The sequence below is a fragment of the Kushneria pakistanensis genome (assembly GCF_014652795.1).
GTDB lineage: Bacteria > Pseudomonadota > Gammaproteobacteria > Pseudomonadales > Halomonadaceae > Kushneria > Kushneria pakistanensis.
In genome coordinates this window covers 1-21982 of record NZ_BMZM01000004.1, presented here as the reverse complement: position 1 = coordinate 21982, position 21982 = coordinate 1, and the positions used below count along the sequence as shown (strand labels likewise).

Here is a 21982-nt window from a genome sequence, read left to right as displayed (position 1 = left end):
GTCTGATGTCATATCGCATGTACCGGACGGGCGCGCCATCGCGAGCACCATGACGCGATGGCGACTCTTCCTTTTCGATCGAACAATTGATGCTATTGTTCCCCTAAAGGATCAGATTCAGACTGCCTTCCAATGACGCAACGACCGGACCTAACATTGACCCAGAAAACCGCCAACGCGCATCGTATTCTTCAGCTGTCGCTGGAACCCAATGACCCCATGCGGCTGGCCAATCTCAGCGGTCAGCAGGATGAACATCTTCATCTGATCGAGCAGCGCCTTGAAGTCACGGTACGCAATCGTGGCAACGAGTTTCAGCTGGCCGGCAACGCAGCACGCGTCAAGGCCACTGCCAACGTGCTGGAGCATCTGTACCGCGAAACCCAGACGCAGACCCTGTCGCCGGAAATCGTGCATCTTTATCTGCAGGAATCGGGCCTTGAATCGATTGCCGAGGATGAAGAAGACGATCTGCCCCGCGAGGGCGTCATCCTGCGTACGCCGCGCGCCGTCATCAAGCCCCGCGGGCAGAATCAGCAGCAGTACGTTGAACACATCCGAAATCATGACATCAACTTCGGCATCGGTCCTGCCGGTACAGGCAAGACCTATCTGGCCGTTGCCGCCGCGGTTGAAGCGCTCAATCAGCAGGAGGTGCGCCGCATTCTGCTGGTGCGCCCGGCCGTTGAAGCCGGCGAAAAACTCGGATTTTTGCCGGGCGATCTGGCCCAGAAGATCGATCCCTATCTGCGTCCGCTGTACGACGCCCTTTACGAGATGCTCGGCTTTGAACAGGTCAACAAGCTGATCGAAAAGCAGGTGATCGAGATTGCGCCGCTGGCCTACATGCGCGGACGCACGCTCAACAACGCCTTTGTCATCCTCGATGAGAGCCAGAACACCACGCGCGAGCAGATGAAGATGTTTTTGACGCGTATTGGCTTTGGCTCCACCGCCGTGATTACCGGCGATGTAACGCAGGTCGATCTGCCGCGTGGCACGAATTCAGGTCTGATTCACGTGCTCAACGTGCTCAAGGATGTCAACGGCATCAGCATGACCCGTTTTGCCTCCAAGGATGTGGTTCGTCACCCGCTGGTCGCACGCATCATCGATGCCTACGAGGCGCACGAATCCGAAGAGGATCGCCACTCATGAGCGATGCTGTCTACGTCGACCGTCAGGTAGCGGTCGACTTTGACGCACTTCCCGAAGCACAGGCACTCGAGCACTGGTTTACTACAGTGCTTGAGCATTTTCCGGGAGAGTCCCGTCGCGAGATGACGGTACGTTTTGCCAGTGAAGCAGAAAGCCGTACGCTCAATCATGATTACCGCGGTCGCGACAAATCGACCAACGTGCTTTCCTTTCCCTTTGAGGCACCGCCGGGTGTTGCCCTTCCCCTGCTGGGTGATCTGGTGATCAGTCCTCACGTGGTCGAACGCGAGGCGCTTGAGCAACACAAGCGCCTCGAGGATCACTTCGTCCACATGATCGTGCATGGTACGCTGCATCTATTGGGTCTTGACCACATCGATGACGATGAGGCCGAGGCCATGGAACAGCTCGAGCGGGACATCCTGTCCACGCTGGGCATTTCTGATCCCTATGCTGTTATTTTTGAAGATGACACAAGGCATGACAGCCATCAGGTATCCGAGGAGAAGAGAACCGACGCATGAGCGATGACCGACCGGCAAGTCAGCCATCCCGATCCTGGCTTGACAGAATAATCGGCGCTTTTTCCGGCGATAACGAAGAGCCCAGCAGTCGCGATGAGCTGATCAGCTTTCTCAAGGAAGCTTCCACGCGATTGAGCCTCGATCAGGATGGTCTGACCATCATTGAAGGGGCCTTTGATATCAGCACCATGCAGGCACGTGAAGCCATGGTGCCCCGCTCCCAGATCGTGGCCATTCAGGCCGATCACTCTCCCGATCAATGCCTGCCCATCATTCGCGAGACCGCCCATTCACGCTATCCCGTCATTGATGACAATCTTGATGAGGTGGCGGGCGTATTGCTGGTCAAGGATATGCTGCCGCTCATTCTCCAGGACAGCGAGGAGCGACAGCGCTTCAAACTGCGCGATGTATTAAGACCGGCCCTGTTCATCCCTGAATCCAAGCGGCTCAACAATCTGCTGCGCGAGTTTCGCGATACGCGTAATCACATGGCCATTGTCGTTGACGAATACGGTGGCACGGCCGGCATCATCACCATCGAGGATATTCTCGAGCAGATCGTCGGTGATATCGAGGATGAGCACGATATCGATGAAGAAGACGATATTCGTGATCTGGGCAACGGCACCTATGCCGTCAAGGCCCTGACCCCCATTGATGATTTCAACGAGCGCTTTGAAACCAGCTTTTCCGACGAGGAGTTTGATACCGTTGGCGGTCTGGTCATGCAGCGCTTTGGGCATCTGCCGGCACGCAATGAATCCACCGAGCTTGATCACTGGCGCTTTACGGTCATGAATGCCGACAGCCGCCGCATTCGCTGGCTTCAGGCTGCGAGAACCGATACCAGGGCCGCCACGGCCGATGCCCATCAGCCTGATAACTGATACGTTTTTTCGGCAGGTCTGAACGGCCCCCTGCCTTGTGAACCCCGTCCCGGGCAGGCATGATCGCCTGCCCGTTTTTGTCAGAGGATGCAGCATGGCCTCCCTTCTACAGCGTCGCGGCGTCAGCTCGCTTCTGGCCCTGCTGGCCGGCGCACTCACTACACTGACCTTTGCCCCCTTTGGCCTCTGGTGGCTTGGCCCCGTGGCGCTGGCAGTGTTTTATGCCGTGCTACAGCAGACCAGCCTGCGTCAGGCGTTATGGCGTGGCTGGCTGTTCGGTGCTGGCATGTTTGGCAGCGGTGCCTCATGGGTCTATGTGTCGATTCATGACTATGGCAATACCGGCGGACCACTGGCTATCGTGCTGACGGTGCTTTTTATCGTGGCCATGGCGCTTTTCATGATGTTGCCTGCGCTGCTGTATCGCCTCTGCGCTGCTTCAAGGCTCGATGTTGTAGCCTTTGCCGGCGCCTGGGTGCTGGGTGAAGCCTTTCGCAGCTGGGCCTTTACCGGTTTTCCCTGGCTTTTTCTGGGCAGCGCCCATGTTGAGTCGCCGCTGGCCAGTCTGGCGCCGCTGGGCGGCGTCTATCTTGTGACACTGGCGGTGGCCCTGAGCGGCGCTCTGCTGGCAAAAATTCTTCTGGCTCGTGTCTGGTGGCTGCTCGCACCACTGGCAGCCGTGTGGTTGATTCCGCTGGCCCTGCCGACCCAGTGGGCCGGCCCTTCAGGCGATGAGGTGACAGTCTCGCTGGTGCAGGGCGACCTGGCCCAGCTCAGCAAGTGGACACCCGAGGGCCAGCGTGATGCTGCCAACACCTATTTTCGCCTGACTCGCGAGCAGGCGCTGGACAGTGATCTTGTCATTTGGCCGGAAACCGCGCTGCCCATGCTGGAGCAGCAGGCCATGCCCTTTTTACAGCGTGTACAGTCCACGCTGCCGGCAGATAGCACCCTGATGACGGGAATCATGCAGCGAGATCGTAACGGCATGTTCTACAACAGCATGATTTCGCTGGGCGAGCAGCCGGGGCAATATCGCAAGGCGCACCTGGTGCCCTTTGGCGAGTACCTGCCACTTGAATCACTACTGGGCGGGTTGCTGCAGATCTTCAATATTCCGATGGGCAACATCGGTGCCGGCGGTGATGACCAGCCACCGCTGCAGGCCCACGGTCTGCGTCTGGGTGTCGCCATCTGCTATGAAATCGTCTATCCCGAACTGGTGCGCGCGCGCGCCGAACAGGCCAACGCCCTGGTCACCATTTCCAACGATACCTGGTTTGGCCACTCCATCGGTCCCCTGCAGCACATGCAGATGGCACAGCTCAGGGCACTGGAGAATAACCGCTATCTGCTCCGGGCAACCAATAACGGCATGACGGCCATCGTCGCACCGGACGGGCACATCATGCGTCAGGCACCGCGCTTTGAACCGGCCGTTCTCAACGGCACCATCCGCCCGATGGAAGGCCTCACGCCCTTTACGCGCATGGGAAGCTGGCCGACGCTGCTCCTGGCACTGTTAATGTTGCTTCCCGGTGGTATCTTGCGCCTTCGCAGGCGTGATCCACACGCCCATTGATCCTTGATGCCCTGGCAGAGACCACGACCATGCTGACCCTTGTAAAGATGTACCTTCTGCCACCGGGCATCATTATTGTGGCGCTATTGTTTGCGCTCGTCGTCGTATGGCACTGGCGCCGACGCTGGGGACGACGCCTGGGCATCGGCGTGGTACTGGTTTTCTGGGCGCTCTCAACCTCACGCGTTGCCACCCTGCTGATGGATCCGCTGGAAAGCGAAGTGCCGATTGCCACGCAGGAGCAATGGCAGCAGGCGCAGGCCATCGTCATTCTCAGCGGCGGGCGTCTTTTCGGACAATCCCAGCTGGAAGGCTTTGATGACGTTACTCCCATGGCCATGCAGCGGCTGGTGGATGGGGCGCGAATCAAGCGCCAGATTGATCTGCCGGTATTGATGACGGGCGGCGGCGGACGGCGTGGTACACGACATTTGCCCGAGGCCGACCTGATGGCGCATCGCTTTGAAGAAAGCTTTGCCCTGCCCGTGAAATGGCGGGAAGTGCAAAGCCACAATACAGAACAGAACGCACTTTATAGCGCCCGAATACTACGCGAAGAAAACATCGATACCATTATTCTGGTGACCAGCGCCTGGCATATGCCCCGTGCTCGTCGTGCCTTTGAAAACGAAGGCCTTACCGTACTGGCCGCACCCACCGGGTTTACCGCCCGCGCAGGCTTTGGCCCACGCAGCTTCTCGCCTGACATGACCGCACTGGGTAACAGCTACTGGGCACTGCATGAATATATCGGACTGATCGTTGGTCGCTAGTCCCCTCTCCCGATAATGCTCAAGCCTCCCGGAGTCGCCCCTGACAATGTCGATGGCGCTCTGGTGAGGCGGGCCGACAAGGCTGATGGCAGACTGAATAGGCAGGTATTCTGCCCATGTTGATCCTCTGTTCAGGAACGCGATCATGTCCAATAACAATCATGTCGGCCCATCAAACAGCGGCGACCACCGCGCTTCGCTCTCGGCCCCCCTGTCGCCTGAAAGACGCAAGGCCATGCATCAGGTCATCATTGCGTCAGCCATCGGCAACTTCGTGGAATGGTTCGATTTTGCCGTCTACGGCTTTCTCGCCATCATCATTGCCCAGCATTTCTTTCCGCCGGGCGAGCCGGCGCTTGCCCTGCTACAGACCTTCGCGGTATTTGCCGTCTCCTTTGCGCTACGACCGATCGGCGGCCTATTTTTCGGCAAACTGGGGGATCGAATCGGGCGCAAGCGGGTGCTGGCCATCACCATCCTCATGATGGCCGGGGCCACGGCACTGATCGGGGTGCTGCCGACCTATGGCGCCATCGGATTTGCCGCACCGCTGCTGCTGGCGCTGGCACGCTGCATTCAGGGCTTCTCGGCAGGTGGCGAGTACGCCGGCGCCTGTACCTATGTACTCGAACATTCTCCTACCCATCAAAAGGCGCGCTATGGCAGCCTGATTCCGGTCTCTACCTTCCTGGCCTTTGCTTCGGCGGCCGGGCTGACCCTGCTGCTGGGCAGCATCATGTCGGAGGGCGCCATGCAGGCCTGGGGCTGGCGCATTCCGTTTCTGCTCGCAGCACCGCTGGGCCTGATCGGTCTATACATGCGCCTGCATCTGGAAGAGTCGCCCGCCTTCAAAACGCTGCAAAAGGCGCCCGAGACGCCGCATGCGACGGTCAGCGAAACGGTGAAGGCGCATGGTGCCACCATTGTCTGCCTCAGCGCCTTTATCTCCGCTACGGCGCTGTCGTTTTACATGTTCACGACCTATCTGGTGACCTATATGCAGGTCGCAGGCAACGCCACCATCACGACTGCCCTGCTGGCCAGCCTGGGGGCGCTGGTCTTTGCAGGGCTGTTTTGCCCGGTCATCGGGCGGCTATCGGATCGGATCGGGCGACGCAACACCATACGCGGTGCCTGTCTGTCCCTGATGGTGGCAGTCTTTCCGGCGTATTATCTGGCCGGCAGCGGTGAGCTGTGGCTTGCCATGCTGGGCGCGTCACTGCTGGCAGTCGGTGCGGTCATGTGTGGTGTGGTAACGGCGGTTCTGATGGCCGAGCAGTTCCCTACCCGGGTGCGCTATACGGCGTCGGCGCTGTGCTACAACGTGGCCTATACCATTTTTGGCGGTACCGCACCGCTGATCGCCACATGGCTGATCGATCTCACCGGCTACTCGCTGGCCCCCGCCTTCTATCTGATCGCCATCGCGGTACTGGCCTTCATTGGCGGTTCGCGCCTGCCGGAATCCGCTCATCGGGCACTGGATGATGATGAAGCAGGCTGGCATGACCAGGCCGTTGTCTCAAACCCAAAGGCAACGGCCATGCCGTCCTGAAAAATCAGTACCCCGCGCGCTGAAAATAACGATGGCCACACTGGTGGCAGGGCTCCAGCAGTTGGCGATAGTGCAGGATAACGGGATGCTCACAGTGAACGCATGCCATGCGTCCCGGTGCCACCACTTCGCCTTCGGTATAGTCAGCGCGCGCGGCTTCAAGCTCTTCCTCGAAACGCCGCTGATCAAGCGCAGTGCGATCAGCGACCGACAAAAGCCCCTGACGCAAACGGTCGGATAACATGCTCAGGTCAATGCCCAGAAAACCTGCCAGACTCTCCCCACCACTGACCAGATAGCGTCGAAAATCGCTGACATCGCGCTCCACCCAGGCGCGCAGAATGGCCAGCTCATCACGCGTGAACTCCTCGACTTCGGCTTCGAAGCTCAACGCTTCATCAAGCTCCTGCTGCATCCCCTCACGGGACAGTGAATCGCTGCGCTCATTAAACCGTGCCACGATGCGTTCATAAGCCTCTGACAAACGACCGGTGCCGTGTTCGTCAGGCGCCTGGCGGGAGGCCTCGGGTGTATCCCCTGAAAGGGTTGAAGACGAAGGATCGTTGTCCCTTGCGGGTTTGTCATGCTCTGTCATGGCCCAGCTCCTTGCGTGTGCGCCCGATGGTATAAACGTCACGGCTCGGGCCTACCTGTCACTGGCCGAGTCGGGTATCCTTGATCACCACCAGCGGCCGGATCGATGTCGTCATTTCAAGCATTGACGGCTCAGGGCGCGCTGTCCAGAACGGTGTTCATGCATCATGACGCGGTTCTGTTGCCTCGACTACCGGTCATTCGGCCCGCACACATTTTCAGGGCGTCGCTGCCCAACGCCAAGGCTTCAAGACGAACACGATGGACGCACAATACAACCCCTTCGAAATCGAACGCGCCGCCCAGCAATTCTGGGACAAAAACCGCTGCTTCAAGGCGGTTGAAGATGCCAACCGCGAAAAATATTACAGCCTGTGCATGTTTCCCTACCCCAGCGGTAAACTGCATATGGGGCATGTGCGCAACTACACCATCGGGGACGTCGTCTCCCGTTTTCAGCGTATGCAGGGCAAGAACGTTCTGCAGCCGATGGGCTGGGATGCCTTTGGCATGCCGGCTGAAAATGCCGCGATCAAGAATCATGTCGCGCCCGGTGACTGGACGTATCAGAACATTGACTACATGCGTGATCAGCTCAAGGCACTGGGATTTGCCTATGACTGGGACCGCGAGTTTGCGACCTGCGACAGCGACTATTACCGCTGGGAGCAATGGTTTTTTGCACGCCTGGTCGAGAAGGGGCTGGTGTACAAGAAAAGCTCCACGGTCAACTGGGACCCGGTCGACCAGACGGTCCTTGCCAACGAACAGGTCATCGACGGTCGTGGCTGGCGCTCGGGCGCGCTGGTGGAGCGTCGCGATATTCCGCTGTGGTTCTTGAAGATTACCGACTACGCCGAAGAGCTGCTGGCTGATCTTGAGCATGTTGACTGGCCCGAGCAGGTCAAGACCATGCAGCGCAACTGGATCGGCAAGTCGCGCGGTCTCGAACTGAGCTTTGATGTGGCAGACGACGGCCCTGACCTGCCGGCGAACAGCGAGAAGCTGACGGTGTTCACGACCCGTCCGGATACCCTGATGGGCGTCACCTATCTGGCCGTGGCCGCGGATCACCCGCTGGCCGAGGCGGCAAGTGCAAATGTTGAAGGCATGACGGCCTTTCGTCAGGAGTGTCGCCAAGGCGGTACTTCGGAGGCCGACATGGCGACCATGGAGAAAAAGGGGCTGGCCACCGGCTTTGAAGCGGTGCACCCCATCAGCGGCGATCGCCTGCCCATCTTCGTGGCCAACTTTGTCCTCATGGAGTACGGCACCGGCGCCGTCATGGCCGTACCCGGGCATGACCAGCGTGACTGGGAATTTGCAACAAAATACGACCTGCCGATCGTACCGGTGATCGCCAACGCTGAAGGCAACACACCCGACCTGTCCGAGGGCGCCTTTACCGAACATGGCACGCTGATCAATTCCGGTGAGTATGACGGGCTGGACTTCGACACCGCTTTTTCGACCATTTCCAGCCGACTCGAAGAGCAAGGCCGTGGCACGGTCAGGACCAACTTCCGTCTGCGTGACTGGGGTGTCGCCCGCCAGCGCTACTGGGGCGCGCCGATCCCGGTCAAGTATGGCCCCGAAGGGCAGACCGTACCGCTGACCGACGACGAACTGCCGGTCGAACTGCCCCGGGAAGTCGAGTTTGACGCCACCGGTTCACCGCTGAAAAAGATGGCGTCCTTTTATGATCTGGGCGATGGCTGGGTGCGCGAAACCGATACCTTCGATACCTTCATGGAATCTTCCTGGTACTACGCACGTTTTTGCTGCGCCGACAACAAGGAAGCCATGCTGGACGCGCGTGCCAATTACTGGCTGCCGGTGGACATCTACATTGGCGGGATCGAGCACGCCATCCTGCACCTGCTCTATGCGCGCTTTTTCCACAAGCTGATGCGCGACTTCGGGCTCGTCGACAGCGACGAGCCTTTCAAGCGCCTGCTCACCCAGGGCATGGTGGTGGCTGAAACCTACTATCGCGAATTGCCAAACGGTGGACGCGACTGGTTCAACCCGCTGGAAGTCACGGTGGATCGTGATGAACGCGGACGGCCGCTGGCAGCGCGCCTGATCAGCGACGGCGAGCCGGTCACCCCCGGTGGCATCGAGAAGATGTCGAAGTCGAAAAACAATGGCGTTGATCCGCAGTCCATGATCGATCGCTTTGGTGCTGACACGGTACGCCTTTTCATGATGTTTGCTGCCCCGCCCGAACAGTCACTCGAGTGGTCCGATTCCGGCGTGGAAGGCGCCCATCGCTTCCTCAAACGGCTCTGGCGGCAGGTGGTCGAGCATATTGATGCCGGTACACCGGCGTCGCTCGATACCGGCGCCCTGGATGACGATCAGCGGACACTTCGGCGCAAGACACACGAGACCATTGCCAAGGCCAGCGATGATATCGGCCGACGCATTACGTTTAATACCGCCATTGCCGCTGTGATGGAGCTTTCCAACGCTGTCTCGCGCTTTGACGACACAAGCCCACAGGGGCTGGCCGTGGTTCGTGAAGCGCTGGAAGCCTGTGTCCTGCTGCTTGCCCCCATCACACCGCACGCCATGCATGCCCTCTGGCAGCATCTGGGACATGAAACGCCTGTCATTGATGCCGGCTGGCCGCAGGCCGATGATCAGGCGCTCACGCGCGACAGCGTCGAGCTTGCCGTACAGGTCAATGGCAAGCTGCGGGGGCGCATCAGTATGCCAAGCAACGCCGAGCGTGATGACATCGAGCAGGCCGCCATGGCGGATGCCAACGTGCAGCGTCATATTGAGGGCAAAAGCGTGCGCAAGGTAATCGTGGTGCCCGGTAAATTGATCAATATTGTGGTCGGCTGAGGCGAACCTTCCAGAAGGCTCCCGCCAGGGGCTGGCGGGAAAACAGGATAACCCCCTGCGCTGTCGTCATGGCGCACAAGGAGTTCAAGGTGAAAAGACGCGCGTTTCTTGCAGGCCTGGCAGGTGCAGGCCTTGTATTGATGCTGGCAGGCTGTGGTTTTCAGCTTCGCGGTACCGGCCCCGGCAGCACCCTCACGCTCGGTGAACTGGCGCTGGAAAGTGCCGGCGGTCCGACCAGCGAACTGACCCGCGAGATCACCCAGGAGCTTAATAGCGCTGGCGTGACCCTCAACGATCAGGCGCCCCTGCGCCTCAACCTGAGCTCGGAAGCGTTTCGCGAGCGGGAGCTGACCTACGGTGATGCGGGCACCCAAGAGCGTCAGCTGACCCTGACCGTGCCCTGGTCGTTGCAACGTGTCGCCGACGGCGCCTATCTGGCCAGTCAGGAAGAAGTGGTCGTATCGGGGACCTTCTATACCAGCAGTGATCAGTTGCTGACGCGCGACGATGCGCGAGAGGCGCTGAAAAGCCAGCTGTATCAGAATGCTGCACGCCGCCTGATCGATCGGCTGCAGACCTTTCAGCCCGATAGCACCAGGACGGTTCAGCCCTCTTCGGCTGCGCCATCATCCTGAAGGACCGGCCTGAATGAGGGTATACCCTGACAAGCTGTCCGAGCAGCTCGCCCGCAAGCTCGCGCCCATTTATATCGTGGCCGGTGAAGAGCCGCTGCTGCATATGGAGGCCTGCGATGCGATACGAAGCCGCGCGCGTGAATCGGGTATCGAGGAGCGCGAGATTCTGCAGGTAGAGCAGGGATTCGGCTGGCATCAGCTGATGGAAAGCGCCAACAGCCTGTCATTGTTTGCCACATCCAGACTGATAGAGCTGCGTCTGGGCTCCCAGTCACCGGGACAGGAAGGCGCACGCGCACTGGAAGCCTACGCGCAGCAGGCCGATGACAGCAGCGATATCCTGTTGATCAGCGCCGGACGCATGGAACGGCGCCTGTTGCAAAGCAAATGGTTCAAGACGCTCGAAAGCAAGGGGGTACATGTTCCGGTATGGCCCGTTGATCATCAGCGCCTGCACTTCTGGGTCCGCGATCGTGCCGGGCGTCATGGGCTGGAACTTGATCAGGAAGCCGCAAGGCTTCTGGCCGAGCGTACCGAAGGCAACCTGCTGGCTGCAGATCAGGCGCTGATTCGACTGGCGCTGGTACACCCGGCCGGGGCGCGGCTCAATGCACAGGCCGTGGCTGCCGATACAGAAGACAGTGCCCGCTTTGATGTCTTCAACCTGACGGATGCCTGCCTGCGCGGTGAGCGTGACCGAGCAGTAAGAATCGTGTCAGGACTGAGAGAAGAAGGCATCGAGGCGCCCGTGGTGTTGTGGGCACTGACTCGTGAGCTGCGCACGCTGCTCTCCGTTCGGCAACACATGGATCAGGGCCAGAGCCTTGAACATGCCTGCAAGGCACAAAGACCCATGATTCCGGAAAAACGACGGCCCCAGTATCAGCAGGCTCTGAAGAGGCTTCCTCTGAAGCGTCTGCACAAGCTGTTGCTGCTGTCACAGCGTATTGACCAGGCCATCAAGGGCACGGCGCCATTGCCCACATGGGCAAGTCTTGCCGACCTTGCACTGACGCTGGCCGGAGGCCGGGGCATGCTGGCAGAGATGCCCGATAGCTACCGCATCACCCTGCCCGGACGCGTATAGCTCCCATGGCAAGCGTATCCAATCTTGTTCCTGCACGCCTTGAGCGGCTCTATCACTGGCTGCGCCGCTACTACTGGCTATGGCCGCTGATCAGCTTTGGCAGCGGCATTTTCAGTTTTTTCCTGATCAGTCGTCAGCAGAGTCTCGGTGCATGGCTGGCACTGGCCCTGATGCTCACCTGGCTTCTGCTATCGCTTGAAAGCCTCTGGAGCTGGTGGCATCGTCATCGTGAGCACTCTTCCCTGCCACGGCTGCTGGCAACCTTTTGTGCCCAGCTGACCCATCAGGAAACCCTGTTCTTTTGCCTGCCCTTTTTCCTGATCACCACCGTATGGGACAGCGGCCAGGCCATTTTTACGGGGCTTCTGGTCGCCTGCGCGATTATTTCCATTGTTGATCCGCTCTATTTTCGCATTGCCGAAAAACGCCGATGGCTCTATTTCAGTTATCACGCCCTGTGCGTGTTTGCCGTGCTGCTGGTGGTCGGCCCGCTGCTGCTTCGTCTTTCCACCGGTACAAGCCTGCTGCTGGCCGCCATTGTCTTTCCCATGGTCGCGCTGCCCAGTCTGATCAGCATCCTGCGCCCGGACAGGGCCTGGCGATGGCTGGCGCTGATCGTACTGGCGATAAGTATCAGTGGCGGCGCCTGGGCCCTTCGCAGCTTTATTCCGCCAGCCACGCTCTGGATCGAGGCCAGTGCCCTTTCGCCGAAGTTTGATCCCGGCGCTCGAGCGCCTCGCGGCAGCATGGCGCTGACGCCTGACGCTCTTCGCGCCCAGGGGCTTTATGCCTTTACGGCCATACATGCACCGCTGGGGCTCAACGAGCATATCCGCCATGTGTGGCGTCATGAAGGTCGGGTGGTCGACGAGATCGATCTGACCATTCAGGGCGGCCGGGGTCGAGGCTACCGTGCCTGGTCACGCAAGCAACATTTTGGCGCTGATGTGACGGGTGACTGGCAGGTGGATGTCGTAACAGATGCCGGGCAGCGTCTGGGCGTGATACGCTTTAACGTTGTCGACGATATCGACCAGGCCCGCAAGGCCGATGGCCATCTTGAAAGGACACCAGGCATCGGCTGGTTGCGCAGATATCAAAAGGATTGATGTCTGCCCTCTCGGACAAAAGTTAACTTGTATCGGTGCGCAATAATTCGCAAGAATCGGCGCCCGATCAATCATGACCTACGGACAACATGCACGAATCTCTCTGCCTCAAGGTTTCGCGTGTACCGCGCCTGTGGCGCGCCGTTATTGATAAACGACTGGCGCCGCTGGGCATGACGCATACGCGCTGGGTCACGCTTTACCATCTATGGCGCTATGGAGACGGCCAGGCCCAGTGTGATCTGGCACGTACCATCGGCGTTGAAGCGCCTTCCCTGGTGCGTACGCTTGATCAACTGAGTCAGCAGGGGCTGATCGAGCGCCGTGCCAGCGAGGAAGATCGCCGCACCAAGCTGGTATATCTCACCACGCAGGCAACCCCGCTGCTTGAAGAGATTGAAAAGGCGGTCAACGATGCCCGTGGCGACATGCTCAGGGATATCAGCGAGGAAGACCTTGAGCAGTTCGAGCGTATTCTGACGCTGATTGAAAGCAACGGTAGCCATGAGCTGTCGCTGCGCGACAGCGAACCGTCCCCCTGAACCGGTTTTTCCTTTCCGATATTGTCACCTCTTCCCTCCCTTCCCTTCAGCGGCTAAATTAGGCTCATTGCCGCTGACAGGGCATCCCGACTGGCTATATCACACGGCCACTCGCCTCGGATCAATTGATGGGAGAACAGGGACATGAGCGAACACTATCAGCACGTACTGGTAGCCGTTGATCTGACACGTGATTCGGGCCTAGTGCTGGCGCGTGCCATTCGTATCGCAAGGCGAAACCAGAATGCACGGGTCTCCATCATTCATACGCTTGAGCCGCTGGGATTTGCCTACGGGGGCGATATCCCAATGGACCTTACCAGTATTCAGGATCAGCTTGATGGTCATGCCAGGGATCGTCTGGCAGAAATTGCGGACGCTCATGGTATCCCGCGCGAGGATCAGCATGTTGTCGTGGGTATGCCCGACGCTGAAATTCATCGCTTTGCCGCCGAACGCAAGGTGGATCTGATCGTGGTCGGATCTCACGGCAGAACCGGCTTTGCACTGCTGCTGGGCTCCACGTCTACCGGGGTATTGCATGGCGCCAAATGTGATGTGCTGGCCGTGCGTGTGGGTGCCGAAGGTGAAGCCACCGAATAATCACCGCTGGTGCTGATAAAAAAGGGGCCCCGCTGTTAACGGGGCCCCTTTTTTCATGGCTGGACGACAGCCTTTCACCTCATCTCAGCGCTTAGCCATTGTCACTTTCAAGCTCCATCCAGCGTTCCATGGCCTGCTCCAGCGCCTGCTGGGCATTTTCATGCTCGGCCAGGGTAGCATTGATGGTGGCACTGTCCTGCTGATAAAACTCGGCCGAGCCAATAGTGGTTTCCAGCTCGGCAATACGTGCTTCGAGCTGTTCAATCTGGCCGGGCAACTGATCAAGCTCACGCTGCAGCTTGTAGCTGAGCTTCTTTTTGGCAGGCGCTGAAGGTGCGCTTTTCTCTTTGCTCGTCCCTCTGGTCGTCGTTTTCTCGACGGTATCTTTTGCCCGCTCACGCATTTCCCCGGGTGCCGGGGGCAGCCTGCCACCCTGTCGAACCCAGTCGGTATAGCCGCCAACATAGTCGCGAATAACGCCATCGCCTTCAAAGGCCAGTACGCTGGTCACCACGTTATCCATGAAGGCACGATCGTGGCTGACCAGTAGCAGCGTTCCCTCGAAATTGATCAGAAGCTCTTCGAGCAGCTCCAGCGTTTCCACATCCAGATCATTGGTCGGCTCATCGAGTACCAGCACGTTGGCCGGCTGGGTAAACAGCTTGGCCAGCAGCAGTCGGTTGGCTTCCCCACCGGACAGGGCCCGGACAGGCTGTCGCGCTCTATCGGGTGCAAACAGGAAATCCTGCAGATAGCTCATGACATGACGGTCGCGCCCATTAATGGTGACCTGATCACGCCCGCCGGCCACGTTATCCAGCACGGTAGCGTCAAGGTCGAGACCGGCGCGCAGCTGATCAAAGTAGGCCACCTTCAGATTGGTGCCTTCACGAACGCTGCCTTCCTGGGGTTCGAGCTCACCCAGCAGGATTTTCAAAAGCGTTGTCTTGCCTGCGCCGTTGCGTCCAATGAAGCCAATGCGATCGCCGCGCTGTATCTCGATGGACAGGTCACGCACTACCCAGTCCTGACCGAACCTGTGGCTGACATTCTCGAGTTCCACGACGCGCTTGCCGCTTCGCTCGCCGCTATCGACGTTGATATTGGCATTGCCCTGGCGCTCACGACGTTCTGCCCGCTCGGCGCGCAGCTTTTCAAGGGCACGGACGCGTCCTTCATTACGGGTGCGGCGTGCCTTGACCCCCTGACGGATCCAGCGTTCTTCTGCGGCCAGTTTCTTGTCGAACTCCTCTCGTTCTCGCGATTCGACCTCAAGCTCATGCTGTTTCTGGGCCTGATACTTCTCATAATCTCCCGGATAGCGTCCGAGACGACCGCGATCAAGCTCCAGAGTGCCAGTGGCCAGGCGCTTCAAAAAGGCGCGGTCATGGGTAATGAACAGTACCGAGCCGTTGAACTGTAAAAGCTGATCTTCCAGCCAGCTGATGGTATCCAGATCCAGGTGGTTGGTCGGCTCATCCAGTAGCAGAACGTCGGGATCAACCACCAGTGCACGCGCCAGTGCCACACGCCGCCGCCAGCCACCTGAAAGTCCTTCCATCATGGTGGTGGCTGGCAGCCCCAAACGAGTCAACACGGTATCGATGCGCTGATGATACGACCAGCCATCCCGTGCTTCGATGGCCGTCTGCAGCGTAGCCAGACGATTCATGTCCGGATCGGCAGAATCGATCAGATGCTGATACTGGCTGAGAAGTTCACCGGTTTCGGGCAGTCCCTCGGCGACCACATCGAAAATGGTGCGCCCTTCTGCCGGGGGTAGATGCTGTAGCAGCGTGCCGATGCGAAGCCCCGGCATGCGCCAGATATTGCCGCCATCGGGCAATGCACGCCCCTCGATCAGGGACATCAGGGTGGACTTGCCGGTGCCGTTGCGCCCTACCAGGGCCAGGCGCTCACCCTTTTCCAGCACGAGGTCGGCACCGTCGAGCAGCACATGAGTGCCATAGGCCAGTTGAAGCTGTTCCAGTCGTAAAAGCGTCATGGAGCTCTGCAATTAGTGAAAGCGTTTCCGAAGGCATCATTGTACCTCATGCATTCGGGTTCTGACTGCCACGCGATGGGACACCAATGGACCCGCTGTCCTACAATGGCCGCCGAACACCTCATGACCCACGGAGATGGCATGCTGCCTGACGCCCTGTGCTTTCAATCGCCGGACCCCCTGATCGATATTGGGGCCAACCTGACACATGAAAGCTTTCAAAACGATCTGGACGCCGTGCTCGAACGCGCTGCCCGGGCCAACGTGGCAGCAATGGTACTCACCGGGACGGATCGCGCCAGCATTGAAGCCGCCGCTGAACTGACCCAGCGCGAGAACCCCGTGGCACTTTATGCGACCGCCGGGCTACACCCGCATCACGCTGGCGAATTCGACAGCTCACTGCAGCGCTTTATCGAAGGCTATCTTGATCATCCACGCGTACTGGCCGTGGGAGAATGTGGACTGGACTATCATCGCGATTTTTCATCGCCTGCTGATCAGCGTCGTGCCTTCGAGGCCCATCTTGAAATGGCCGCGCGAACGAAAAAGCCCCTGTTTCTGCATGAGCGTGAGGCCGGCGGTGACATGCTGGACATGCTCAAACAGTGGCGCGATGACATCGGGCCGGCGGTCATTCACTGCTTTACGGGTGACAGACACACGCTTTATGGCTATCTGGACATGGATCTTTATATCGGGCAGACAGGCTGGCTGTGCGACGAACGTCGGGGTGAGCATCTGCGCGAACTGGTGAGCGACATCCCTGCCAATCGCCTGATGATCGAAACCGATTGCCCCTACCTGTTACCGCGCAACCTGCCGGCAAAACTCAAGGGCAGACGCCATGAGCCGGCCCTGCTGCCTTGGATTGCCCGGGAAATTGCCACTTGTCGAGGTGTCAGCGAGGCTGTTATTGCGCGTGAAACAACGGCCAATGCGCAGCGTTTTTTCGCTATCCCCGATCCGCTCTAACCATTTTCAGGACACCATGCATATGCAGGACGAATATGATTTCTCTTCCAATGATCCCTCTTCTGGTGAGGGTCTGACGCTTCCCGGTTTCATCGCACTGGAAAGCGGCGAAGGTAATGTGCCGGTCGCCATTGCCTGGTCACTGCCGGATGGTCAGATCAAGCATACGCTGATCCAGCCTGACGAGGCGTGGCTGGAAGATGAGGCGGCCAGTCTGGGCGATTATCACGCCGATGAACTGCTCACAATGGGGGTGAGTGTGAGCGATGTGGTACGCGAGCTGGAAGCCGACCATCACGGCAGCACCCTCTACAGTGCAAACCCTGATGAAGATGAAGCAGCCCTGTCTCGTATCTTCGAGGCGCTGGCCGGTAGCACGTTCGTGACGATCACGGATGCAGGCACGCTCTACAGTGACCGCGATGAGTGGTACCAGCAGCGCAGCGAGATGTTCAACGAGATGGGCCTTGAGCCAGGGCGCGCCGAGCATGATCTGGAAACACTGCTTAAACTGCATGTCCGCTGGATGGAAGATGACATGCTCGCTGACTGAGTTACTCTCGCGCCTGGATCAGCACACCGCCATCTGCTGATCAAGCCATTCGCCCGCGCAGCGAGCTGCCTGCTCGGGCGATTGCCCTTCACTGAAAAGCGCTTTCAACGACTGGCGAAAGGCTTCCGCCCGTGTCGGCAGTCCGTGGATCAGATAGTGCTGTCGCTTTGCTTCCACTCTGGCGGCAAAGGCGTCGCGATCCACCTCTGCACTGCCTTCAAGATTGTCCACGCTGACGTTGAAACGCCGACCACAGGCCAGAGTCAGTATTTTCTCGATTGCCTGAGGAGCGATCTCTGCAGCTTCAAAGGCCTCCTGAGCGCTATCATCGCGGCCGTCGGGCATATACCAGTAGCCGTAATCTTCCAGAAGACGCCGCCGAGCCCCGGCAATGCACCAGTGACTGACCTCATGCAGCGCACTGGCGAAGTAGCCATGGGCAAAGACCACGCGATGATAAGCGTTATGTTCATCGGCAGGTAGATAGATGGGTTCGTCGTCACCGCGTACCAGAAGGGTCTGGTAGCGTGACGAGAAGACCTGATTGAAAAGCGCCATCAGTTGCTCGAGCTGGCACTGTTCCTCTTGCTGAGACGTCACGTGTTTCTCCTGCAGATATGCTTTCGGCGCGCCACTTTATCATGAGACTCAGAATGTGAGCGCTTTGCTACAATAGCGCTTTCCTCTGGCTGGAGCCGGCCTTGTTGCGTATCGATCTTACTGCCTGTCGCCTTGAAACCTCTGCCCTGATGCGGCTGGCACTCCCCATCCTTGGTGCCCAGCTGGCGCAGGCTGCCATGAGCACCGTTGACGTCATGATGTCCGGTCACTCCAGCGCTACGGACCTAGCCGCCGTGTCAGTCGGTGCCAGTCTCTGGGTGCCCTTGATGCTGTTCATGACAGGCACGCTAATGGGATTGACGCCTATCGTTGCTCAGCACATGGGCGCCCGGCAGCAAAATGCCATTCGGCCCTCGGTGCATCAGGCGCTCTGGATCGCCCTTTTGCTGGGCATGACGGCATGCCTGCTGATCTGGCTGACAGCAGAGCCCATATTTACGTATATGTCAGTACCCGAGGCAGTAGCCACAACATCAACGCAGTATCTGCACGCCGTGGCTTTTGGCATGCCAGCTGTTGCGTTATATCAGGCCTTGCGGGCGTTTTCTGACGGCGTTAACCATACGCGACCGGCACTCTGGATCAGTCTGATTGGTCTGGCAGTCAATATTCCCTGTAATTACCTGCTGATTTTCGGCGGTGCAGGCGTTACCTCCCTGACCGGTATATCCATTCCCCTGCTTGAGTCAATGCCGGCCCTGGGAGCTACCGGATGTGGCATTGCCACGGCCATTGCCATGTGGGTCATGTGCACTTGCATGGCCTTTTATACCCGTCGCGCGCGGATATACGCACCCATCCAGCTATGGCAGGGATTTAGTCGGCCCAATCTGCAACTAAGTGCTGAGCTTTTGCGAATAGGCCTGCCAATTGGCGTGGCCATTTTTACCGAGGTGACCCTTTTTGCGCTGATCGCGCTTTTTGTGGCAAGCCTTGGCGAAATCGTGGTCGCAGCGCATCAGGTCGCACTCAACTTTACCTCGCTGCTGTTTATGCTTCCGCTGTCATTGGGCATGGCGCTTACCGTGCGCGTGGGTAATACCCTGGGCCAGGGAGATAGCCAACGAGCACGCTTTATTGCCTGGAATGGCGTGAGCATGGCCCTGATGGCAGCCCTTCTTATCGACGTCGTGCTGATTTTAGCCGCGCATCCCATCGTTGCTCTTTACTCCAGCAATATGGCTGTACGTGCGCTTGCTGCCAATCTGATCCTGCTGGCTGCCATCTATCAGATTTCCGACGCCCTTCAAGTGAGCATGGCGGGTGCCCTGCGAGGCTACAAGGACACGCGCATTATCATGCTCATTACTCTGGCGTCCTACTGGATCGTTGGCATGGGAGGCGGGCATCTGCTGGGAGGTGGAATACCGGCCGTCTTTTCGGGCTGGGGAGTATATGGCTACTGGCTGGGGCTGATTGCCGGTCTCAGCGTGGCTTCCATTCTGCTTGGGCTTCGACTGCATCATACGGCGAAGCAGCACAAAAGAGCAGTGGACAACGCATAGCGCCATGGGCGTGCCCCAGGATTGTTTTTGACGAACTGCCATGAAAGTATCACTTATGGTATGACATTCATTACTGCAGGTGTGCTAATAGTTAAAAGGCACCTGCAGCACGCGTCCTGATAACCAGGTCGCCAGCCTGAGCAAGGATAAGGGATATACCGGACAGATAACCGGAGGGGCAAGCAATGAACACGATGTCGACGCACCATCGTATGAAGGTTATCGATCTGGACACGGTACGTCAGCAGCGGCGCAAAAGGCATCGTATTGTGCGCCTGGCACCCGAGCTTGATGGCCTTGAAATGCTGTATCGACTGGCAAGTGATACCCAATCACTCTATGGCATGCCGGTATTGGCATGGGGGCTACAGGAGGACGGTCACGTTGTCGGTCTCGTCCCCTGGCTGGATTGTTTAACGCCCTGTCATACGCTGGAAGACCCGGATCAGGGATGCTTCGTGGGTTATCGCGATCCCGAATCGGATATGATCATGGATTCCCCACCGCTCCATAAGGTGGTCGAACTCGAGCATGCCGCAGCGTATTTCGAATATGAACATGACGATGAACCCTGCGTACTTCAGCACCTGCCCGATACCCAGGGTACCCATGCCCTGTGCCATGCCCACGATGACAGCTGGCAACTGAAGCTGGTACATGGATGGCATCTTTATAGTGACGGCAACATCGAAGCGCTGCTACAGGATGAAGATCAGGTTTGTCAGGAACCGATTCTGCCCGGCGATGACTGTCTTTATGCAGGCCACAGCCGACACGAATCGCTTTACCTGTTTCAGCGCCAGATCGCCAATCGTATTCGCAGTCAGGATCCCGCTACGCTCGAGGCGCTGTCCGTCATGATGGTCATCGAGAACTAATCCTGCTGATCAGAAGCGGCCAGACGGATATAGTAGCGCCACGTCCCCGCTTCTTCTTGCTGCTCAATCAGCTCATGACCGAGAAAGGTACAGAATTTGGGAACATCGCGTGTGGTGGCCGGGTCTGTTGCAATAATTTCAAGCACCTGACCCGGTGCCATTTCCCGAACGCGGTTGTGCATCATCATGATGGGCTCGGGGCAGTAAAGCCCGGACGTATCAAGGGTTTCGTGGCTTTCAGGTTGCCTGGACACTACCTTCTCCTGCATCGTTATCTGACTATGCATTAAAGAACCGTGTATCAAATAATAGCAACATGAACGGTGACTTCTTCCCGATCATGATAAAGATGACGGCATCTGATATGCGCTTTGAACCCGGCCTTTTCCACGCACTGATGCAACAGCTCAAGACAATGCTCAACCTCATGCCAGCGCTGCTTCATAGGCAGCTTGAGGTTGAAAATGGCGCGTCTTGTCCAGCCATTTTCGATCCATGTGCCCATGAGTTTGGCTACCCTGATGGGTTGATCGACCATATCGCATACCAGCCAGTCCAGCGTATGCGGGGGCTGCCAGGCATAGGCATCTTCACGCAGATGCTCCACCTGCCCGGTTTTTAAAAGCGAGGCCTGCATGGGACCGTTGTCGATGGCATATACGCTCATGCCACGCTTGACGAGTTGCCAGGTCCAGCCACCGGGAGCAGCGCCCAGATCGGCTGCCCACATGTTTTCGCCAAGCACTTCATCCCATTGCGACGGCGCAATAAAAGTATGCCAGGCCTCTTCAAGCTTGAGTGTCGAGCGACTGGGCGCATCATGAGGAAAACGGAGGTGGCGAATACCATTGGGGTATTCACTGCGATTGCCCGGAAAACTGATGGCGACCTGCACCTGATCACCGGCTGTCCAGAAAAGATGCAGCCATCGCTTGCCGGCCTTGCGGCGCAGTGCGCCACATTTACGACTGGCGCTTTCGACTGCCTTTTGAATTGATTTGCCAAGCCCTGTTAACGCCTTGCCATCATTGGTATCCGGTATTTCCTGACAGATACGTTCAAAGCTCCAGCCACTTTCGCGAATCAATGCCATGACAGGCGATATCCGGTCTTCACGATCCAGATTGGAAAGTGGCGAGAAAGCGACCAGGGTTTGCCTTGCAAACACCAGCGTCTCAAAGGAAAGCTGCCTCTGAAGCGTATGTACAGGCTGATTATCGGCCATTACGTAGCGCACAAATCCCGAGTTTGCGGAGGCAATCGGATAGCCATTAGCGCCAAACCCAGCAGCTTTGGCCGCTATTTCCGCAGCAAGATCCGCCTCAAAGCCGGCGCGGCAATAAAGCAGTATTTCGCTGGCAACACGATTGGCGTTTGCAGACATATAGGATGTTGTCCCGGAAAGGCAATGCATGGAAATACGTATTGTACATGGTCAGCAGTCAATGAGTGCTGAGGCCCCTGCCCGGCGGTCACGTCAGTGACCGCCGGGCGGGCCGGGCTGCGCCGCCGCTGTCGGTGGCGCACATAAAGGAACCCC

At 58.4% G+C, this 21982-nt stretch carries 21 protein-coding genes; 16 read left to right on the top strand and 5 right to left on the bottom strand.

The window, feature by feature from the left end:
• Window positions 1-132: 132 nt before the first annotated feature.
• From IE123_RS13675 to IE123_RS13650, 6 genes are all read left to right on the top strand, one after another.
• A complete protein-coding gene (locus IE123_RS13675) occupies window positions 133-1158 on the top strand; it encodes a PhoH family protein (protein ID WP_373295805.1) in 1026 nt (341 codons plus the stop codon).
• A complete protein-coding gene (ybeY, locus tag IE123_RS13670; RefSeq protein ID WP_189519222.1) occupies window positions 1155-1682 on the top strand; it encodes an rRNA maturation RNase YbeY in 528 nt (175 codons plus the stop codon). The genes IE123_RS13675 and ybeY overlap by 4 nt, the downstream gene beginning before the upstream one ends.
• A complete protein-coding gene (locus IE123_RS13665; protein WP_189519220.1) occupies window positions 1679-2572 on the top strand; it encodes a CorC family transporter in 894 nt (297 codons plus the stop codon). Before ybeY ends, IE123_RS13665 begins: the two co-directional genes overlap by 4 nt.
• A gap of 94 nt (window positions 2573-2666) precedes the next feature.
• Window positions 2667-4154 (top strand): apolipoprotein N-acyltransferase, encoded by a 1488-nt coding sequence (gene lnt, locus IE123_RS13660; protein WP_189519218.1) that lies wholly within the window; start codon window positions 2667-2669, stop codon window positions 4152-4154.
• Window positions 4155-4183: 29 nt separating this feature from the next.
• Window positions 4184-4927, top strand: a complete 744-nt coding sequence (locus IE123_RS13655; RefSeq protein ID WP_189519216.1) for a YdcF family protein — start codon at window positions 4184-4186, stop codon at window positions 4925-4927.
• Between the two features lie 145 nt (window positions 4928-5072).
• Window positions 5073-6482, top strand: coding sequence for an MFS transporter (locus IE123_RS13650; protein WP_189519213.1), 1410 nt, complete (start codon window positions 5073-5075; stop codon window positions 6480-6482).
• Window positions 6483-6486: 4 nt separating this feature from the next.
• On the opposite strand, the gene IE123_RS13645 is transcribed toward IE123_RS13650, so the two are convergent.
• Window positions 6487-7077, bottom strand: coding sequence for a zinc ribbon-containing protein (locus IE123_RS13645; RefSeq protein WP_189519211.1), 591 nt, complete (start codon window positions 7075-7077; stop codon window positions 6487-6489).
• Between the two features lie 260 nt (window positions 7078-7337).
• On the opposite strand from IE123_RS13645, the gene leuS reads away from it, so the two are divergent.
• From leuS to IE123_RS13615, 6 genes are all read left to right on the top strand, one after another.
• Window positions 7338-9929 (top strand): leucine--tRNA ligase, encoded by a 2592-nt coding sequence (gene leuS / locus IE123_RS13640; RefSeq protein ID WP_189519210.1) that lies wholly within the window; start codon window positions 7338-7340, stop codon window positions 9927-9929.
• Between the two features lie 89 nt (window positions 9930-10018).
• Window positions 10019-10564, top strand: a complete 546-nt coding sequence (locus tag IE123_RS13635) for an LPS-assembly lipoprotein LptE (protein ID WP_189519208.1) — start codon at window positions 10019-10021, stop codon at window positions 10562-10564.
• A gap of 13 nt (window positions 10565-10577) precedes the next feature.
• Window positions 10578-11651, top strand: a complete 1074-nt coding sequence (gene holA / locus IE123_RS13630) for a DNA polymerase III subunit delta (protein WP_189519207.1) — start codon at window positions 10578-10580, stop codon at window positions 11649-11651.
• Window positions 11652-11656: 5 nt separating this feature from the next.
• Window positions 11657-12760, top strand: a complete 1104-nt coding sequence (locus IE123_RS13625) for a DUF5924 family protein (RefSeq protein ID WP_189519206.1) — start codon at window positions 11657-11659, stop codon at window positions 12758-12760.
• 89 nt (window positions 12761-12849) lie between these two features.
• The gene (slyA, locus tag IE123_RS13620; RefSeq protein WP_189519205.1) at window positions 12850-13302 is read left to right on the top strand and encodes a transcriptional regulator SlyA; all 453 of its coding nucleotides are present in this window, start codon (window positions 12850-12852) and stop codon (window positions 13300-13302) included.
• A 144-nt stretch (window positions 13303-13446) separates the two neighbouring features.
• Window positions 13447-13905 (top strand): universal stress protein, encoded by a 459-nt coding sequence (locus tag IE123_RS13615; RefSeq protein WP_189519204.1) that lies wholly within the window; start codon window positions 13447-13449, stop codon window positions 13903-13905.
• A 91-nt stretch (window positions 13906-13996) separates the two neighbouring features.
• Here IE123_RS13615 and IE123_RS13610 read toward each other — a convergent pair whose 3' ends face one another.
• The gene (locus IE123_RS13610) at window positions 13997-15910 is read right to left on the bottom strand and encodes an ATP-binding cassette domain-containing protein (protein ID WP_189519203.1); all 1914 of its coding nucleotides are present in this window, start codon (window positions 15908-15910) and stop codon (window positions 13997-13999) included.
• 141 nt (window positions 15911-16051) lie between these two features.
• Between IE123_RS13610 and IE123_RS13605 the strand changes: the two genes are divergently transcribed.
• The gene (locus IE123_RS13605; RefSeq protein ID WP_189519202.1) at window positions 16052-16885 is read left to right on the top strand and encodes a TatD family hydrolase; all 834 of its coding nucleotides are present in this window, start codon (window positions 16052-16054) and stop codon (window positions 16883-16885) included.
• A gap of 22 nt (window positions 16886-16907) precedes the next feature.
• Window positions 16908-17438: a hypothetical protein gene (locus tag IE123_RS13600; RefSeq protein WP_189519200.1), complete on the top strand. Its 531-nt coding sequence runs from the start codon at window positions 16908-16910 to the stop codon at window positions 17436-17438.
• A gap of 18 nt (window positions 17439-17456) precedes the next feature.
• Here IE123_RS13600 and IE123_RS13595 read toward each other — a convergent pair whose 3' ends face one another.
• On the bottom strand, window positions 17457-18038 hold the full coding sequence (locus tag IE123_RS13595; protein ID WP_229819776.1) for an elongation factor P hydroxylase: 582 nt from the start codon (window positions 18036-18038) through the stop codon (window positions 17457-17459).
• Between the two features lie 149 nt (window positions 18039-18187).
• Between IE123_RS13595 and IE123_RS13590 the strand changes: the two genes are divergently transcribed.
• Window positions 18188-19564, top strand: coding sequence for an MATE family efflux transporter (locus tag IE123_RS13590; protein WP_189519795.1), 1377 nt, complete (start codon window positions 18188-18190; stop codon window positions 19562-19564).
• A gap of 185 nt (window positions 19565-19749) precedes the next feature.
• Window positions 19750-20442, top strand: coding sequence for a hypothetical protein (locus IE123_RS13585; RefSeq protein WP_189519198.1), 693 nt, complete (start codon window positions 19750-19752; stop codon window positions 20440-20442).
• On the opposite strand, the gene tusA is transcribed toward IE123_RS13585, so the two are convergent.
• Together tusA and rlmM are read right to left on the bottom strand one after the other, a co-directional pair.
• Window positions 20439-20696 (bottom strand): sulfurtransferase TusA, encoded by a 258-nt coding sequence (gene tusA, locus IE123_RS13580; protein ID WP_229819775.1) that lies wholly within the window; start codon window positions 20694-20696, stop codon window positions 20439-20441. The two genes, IE123_RS13585 and tusA, sit on opposite strands and share 4 nt — an antisense overlap.
• 47 nt (window positions 20697-20743) lie before the next feature.
• On the bottom strand, window positions 20744-21826 hold the full coding sequence (gene rlmM / locus IE123_RS13575) for a 23S rRNA (cytidine(2498)-2'-O)-methyltransferase RlmM (RefSeq protein WP_189519189.1): 1083 nt from the start codon (window positions 21824-21826) through the stop codon (window positions 20744-20746).
• Between the last annotated feature and the right edge of the window lie 156 nt (window positions 21827-21982).